The sequence below is a fragment of the Mycobacterium sp. genome, assembly GCF_032162605.1.
Classification (GTDB): domain Bacteria; phylum Actinomycetota; class Actinomycetes; order Mycobacteriales; family Mycobacteriaceae; genus Mycobacterium.
This window is the reverse complement of sequence record NZ_JAVROT010000160.1, coordinates 1-3,543: the sequence shown is the minus strand read 5'-3', so window position 1 is coordinate 3,543 and position 3,543 is coordinate 1. Positions and strand designations below refer to the sequence as shown.

Annotated in this window: 5 protein-coding genes and 1 pseudogene; 4 read left to right on the top strand and 2 right to left on the bottom strand. The window is 66.0% G+C overall.

Going from position 1 to position 3,543, the window contains the following annotated elements; all coding sequences use genetic code 11:
* A pseudogene (locus tag QOI01_RS09730) lies at positions 1-135 on the top strand (Nramp family divalent metal transporter); the annotation flags it as partial.
* Positions 136-179: 44 nt separating this feature from the next.
* On the opposite strand, the gene QOI01_RS09725 reads toward QOI01_RS09730, so the two are convergent.
* On the bottom strand, positions 180-986 hold the full coding sequence (locus tag QOI01_RS09725; RefSeq protein WP_526380303.1) for an alpha/beta fold hydrolase: 807 nt from the start codon (positions 984-986) through the stop codon (positions 180-182).
* 134 nt (positions 987-1,120) lie between these two features.
* Between QOI01_RS09725 and QOI01_RS09720 the strand changes: the two genes are divergently transcribed.
* From QOI01_RS09720 to QOI01_RS09710, 3 genes are all read left to right on the top strand, one after another.
* On the top strand, positions 1,121-1,693 hold the full coding sequence (locus QOI01_RS09720) for a TetR/AcrR family transcriptional regulator (RefSeq protein WP_526380301.1): 573 nt from the start codon (positions 1,121-1,123) through the stop codon (positions 1,691-1,693).
* A 179-nt stretch (positions 1,694-1,872) separates the two neighbouring features.
* Positions 1,873-1,998 carry a hypothetical protein gene (locus QOI01_RS09715; protein ID WP_526380299.1) on the top strand — a complete coding sequence of 42 codons (126 nt, stop codon included), beginning with the start codon at positions 1,873-1,875 and terminating at the stop codon, positions 1,996-1,998.
* Positions 1,999-3,045: a poly-gamma-glutamate hydrolase family protein gene (locus QOI01_RS09710; RefSeq protein WP_526380297.1), complete on the top strand. Its 1,047-nt coding sequence runs from the start codon at positions 1,999-2,001 to the stop codon at positions 3,043-3,045.
* A gap of 2 nt (positions 3,046-3,047) precedes the next feature.
* On the opposite strand, the gene QOI01_RS09705 is transcribed toward QOI01_RS09710, so the two are convergent.
* The coding region (locus tag QOI01_RS09705; protein ID WP_526380295.1) for an amino acid permease at positions 3,048-3,543 on the bottom strand (496 nt) is incomplete at its 5' end.

The window sequence follows — 3,543 nt, the reverse complement described above, 5'->3', positions numbered from 1 at the left end:
CGGCTGACCAGCAACCGGGAGCTGATGGGGGGCGACGTCAACCATCGCATCACCACTGCGCTGGGGTGGACGGTCGCCGCGGTCATCAGTGTTCTCAACGTGGTTCTCATCTACCTGACAGTGAAGGGTAGCTAGATCGCCGGGCCGAATGGCCCGCGGTGCCCGCACGCGCAGCGCGGTCATTGGAGCCTTCCGCTGGCGGCGGCCAAGAACGGCGCGGCGATCGCGAGGAATCCGTCGGGGTCTGAGGCAAACGGCACATGGCCCGTTGGCAGCACTTCCAGCCGCGATCCCGGGATCGCCGCTGCGGTGGCACGGCCCAATCGCATTGGGATTGCGGTATCTTTCGATCCCCAGATAACCAGGCACGGCGCGGTGATGCGGTCGGCGCGCGGGCGCAGGTCATGTTCCGGCGAGGCGAAACTGCGCCACATCGCCGCCGTGAGGACGACACCTTCGCGGGTTCTCGCACGGGCCAGCTCGCGTTGCTGAACGGCTCGATCGGTATCGTTAGCTGCCTTCATGTAGCTGGAAATGAACCGCGGCAGCACTCGTTTCATCACCGCCGGCCTTCCCAGTACTCGGGCGTAGAAGTTGCTGGCCGGACTCGCGATGAATCCGCCCGAGTTGACCAACACCAGCCGCGAGACCCGGTGGGGGTCGGTGATCGCCAACCGCGCCGCAGCGAAGCCGCCGACGGAATTGCCGATGAGCGCGGCGGGCGGCAGATCAAGTGCGGCAACCAGGTCGACAAGAACGTCGGCGAAGGAGGCCGCGGTCGGCCGATAGTTCGGCGTCGGGGCCGGCGAGTCGCCGTGACCCGGCCAGTCCACTGCGATGACGCGGTGGTCGCGACTCAGGCTCGGCGCTATGGCGTCGAAGTCGTGGCGGTCATGCAGTGTCGCATGCAGCAGAACCACCACGGGTCCCTCTCCGGTATCGCTGTAGGCAACCTTCCCCACCCGCGTCTCCACCATGATGGCCATCCCATTCTCCGTTTATTGACCGACCAGTCGGTCAAAGTTAGCATTGCGGGTGCCCCGACCTCAAGGAGTCACTGATGACCGCTCCCGCTGCTCGCGCGCCGCAGTCAGCACAAAGCCGTAGCTAAAGTGCTCCCATGAGCCCGACGCCGCCCGCCGCCCCAACGGGTCGGCGCAAGGAAGCGATGGCCAAGACCCGAGAAGCCCTCATCGACGCCGGTCTGCGGCTAGCCGAACGCACTGGCCTCAGCGGTTTGAGCGTTGATCTCATCGTCAAAGACGCCGGAGTGGCAAAGGGCACGTTCTTCCACCACTTCGGTGACCGCGCCTCGTATCTACTTGAGCTGCACCATGAATTCCATGAACGTTTGGCCACCCAGATGCAGGCCGCAATCGTCGACATGCCCCCGGGGCGCAACCGTCTCATCATCGGCGCGAACGCTTGCCTCGACGGCTGCTTGCGCGACCGGGGCGTGCGCGCGCTGCTGCTGGAAGCGCGCGCCGAGCCCGCTGTAACCGACGAAATCAGACATCGGAACCATGCCAACTCCGAGCTGTGTCGTCCCGACTTCGCCGCACTCGCACGCCCACACCCCTACGAAAGCGCGCAATTGTGGGTCGGCATGGTCGCCGAGGCCGCCCTCATCGAACATCAGGCAGCGACAGCACTTCCCGCCATCCGCCAATCCCTTCAACAATTCTTGAATTGACCTGCAGCCCAAGCCCCCAACCCCACCAGTCGAAAGATCGCAAGAAGTAGGCCGGGAGGATCGCGAACAGGTTGTGCGAACTGGTCGTCGATACCAGCCGCCCGACAGCTGGCCTTGCGACTGGCGTGGTCGGTTCGCGCGCGCCGGGACAGGGATACGCTGGATGTCTGGCGACTCGGATGACCAATTCGTTTGCCGCCTTCAAGATGGTTCGTCGCACGCGTGAGGAGAATCCACTGTTCCCGCAGGTCACGGACAGCGCGCATGCCGGGCTAGTCCTCATTTACCTGACGGTCATCGGCTGAATGCAGCCCTACTTCGCGTACGGGTCCAACCTGGACGTGACGCAGATGGCGCACCGCTGCCCCGACGCCACGGATCCGCGACCGGCGACCCTTGCCGACCACGACTGGCTGATCAACGAGCGCGGCGTCGCCACCGTGGAGCCACTCGACGGGGCGCAGGTGCACGGCGTGCTCTGGCAGATCAGCGACCGGGACCTAGACGTACTCGACAGCGCCGAGGGCGTCCCCGTGCGCTACCGACGCGACCACATGACGGTGCAGACCGACGACGGACCGGCCGACGCCTGGGTCTACGTCGACCACCGCGTCCAGATGGGCGCGCCGCGGCCCGGCTACCTGGAGCGGATCATCGCCGGCGCGGTGCACCACGGACTTCCTCAGCGCTGGCTGGACTTCCTCGAACGGTGGGACCCGGTGAACTGGCCACGCCGCCTCGAGTTGACCCACCTTCCTGCACCACAGTCCCTTCCGGAGCTGCTCGTCAGCCCTGGCGTGATCGAGGTCAGCACACTGCGCTCGCGATTCGGTTTCCTCGCCATCCACGGCGGCGGCCTGGAGAAGATGACGGACGTGATCGCCGAGCGCGCAGCGCAGGCCGCCGACGCGTCGGTGTACGTCGTGCGCCATCCCGAGAGCTACCCGCACCATCTGCCGTCGGCGTCGTACCGCGCCGGCGAGTCGGCACGTCTGGACGCATTCCTCGACCACGTCGACGTCGTCGTGTCGCTGCACGGCTACGGCCGCATCGGCCGCACCATGCAGCTGTTGGCCGGGGGTGGCAACCGGGCACTGGCCGCCCATCTGGCCCACCACGTGTCGGTGCCCGGCTACCAGGTGGTCACCGATCTGGAGGTCATCCCCCGCGAGCTGCGCGGGCTGCACCAGGACAATCCGGTCAATCGCGTCCGCGGCGGCGGCGCGCAACTCGAACTGACGCCACGGGTGCGCGGGATCAGCCCGCGCAGCGGCGTCGCGGGTGACGACGGTCTGCCGCCTGCCACCTCGGCACTGATCAGGGGACTCGCCTCCGCCGCGCAGTCCTGGTAGCGCTACTCCTCGATGGCCAGCACCGGCGTCGGTCTCGTGAAGGTGCGGGTCACCACCAGCAGCCAGATCAACCCGACGGCCAGCCAGATCAATCCGACCTCCAACGTCAACGAGGACAGACTGGTCCACAGCCACGCGGTCAGGACGAAGCCGATCGCAGGCAGGATCAAGTTGTTGAAGACGTTCTTCTCACCCTCGTCGACGAAGTAATGCTTGATCACCGTGAGGTTCACCGCCGAGAAAGCAACGAGCGCACCGAAACTCACGATCGACGCCAGGAAGTCCAGGGTGACCCAGATGGCCGCCAGGGAGATCACCGACACCACCAGGATCGCGAAAGTCGGAGTGGCGAATCGGATGGAGACGTGTCCGAACACCTTGCGCGGCATGATGCCGTCGCGCCCCATCGCGTAGAGGATTCGGGCCACCGAAGCCTGCGAGGTGAGCGCGGATCCGATACAGCCCGCGACATAGGCGGCGGTGAAGAACGTGTTCAGG

Excerpts from the sequence above, each read along its gene's own strand:
- QOI01_RS09725 (WP_526380303.1), bottom strand. The coding sequence starts at position 986 with ATGGCCATCATGGTGGAGACGCGGGTGGGGAAGGTTGCCTACAGCGAT.
- QOI01_RS09715 (WP_526380299.1), top strand. The coding sequence starts at position 1,873 with ATGACCAATTCGTTTGCCGCCTTCAAGATGGTTCGTCGCACGCGTGAG.
- QOI01_RS09720 (WP_526380301.1), top strand. The coding sequence starts at position 1,121 with ATGAGCCCGACGCCGCCCGCCGCCCCAACGGGTCGGCGCAAGGAAGCG.
- QOI01_RS09710 (WP_526380297.1), top strand. The coding sequence starts at position 1,999 with ATGCAGCCCTACTTCGCGTACGGGTCCAACCTGGACGTGACGCAGATG.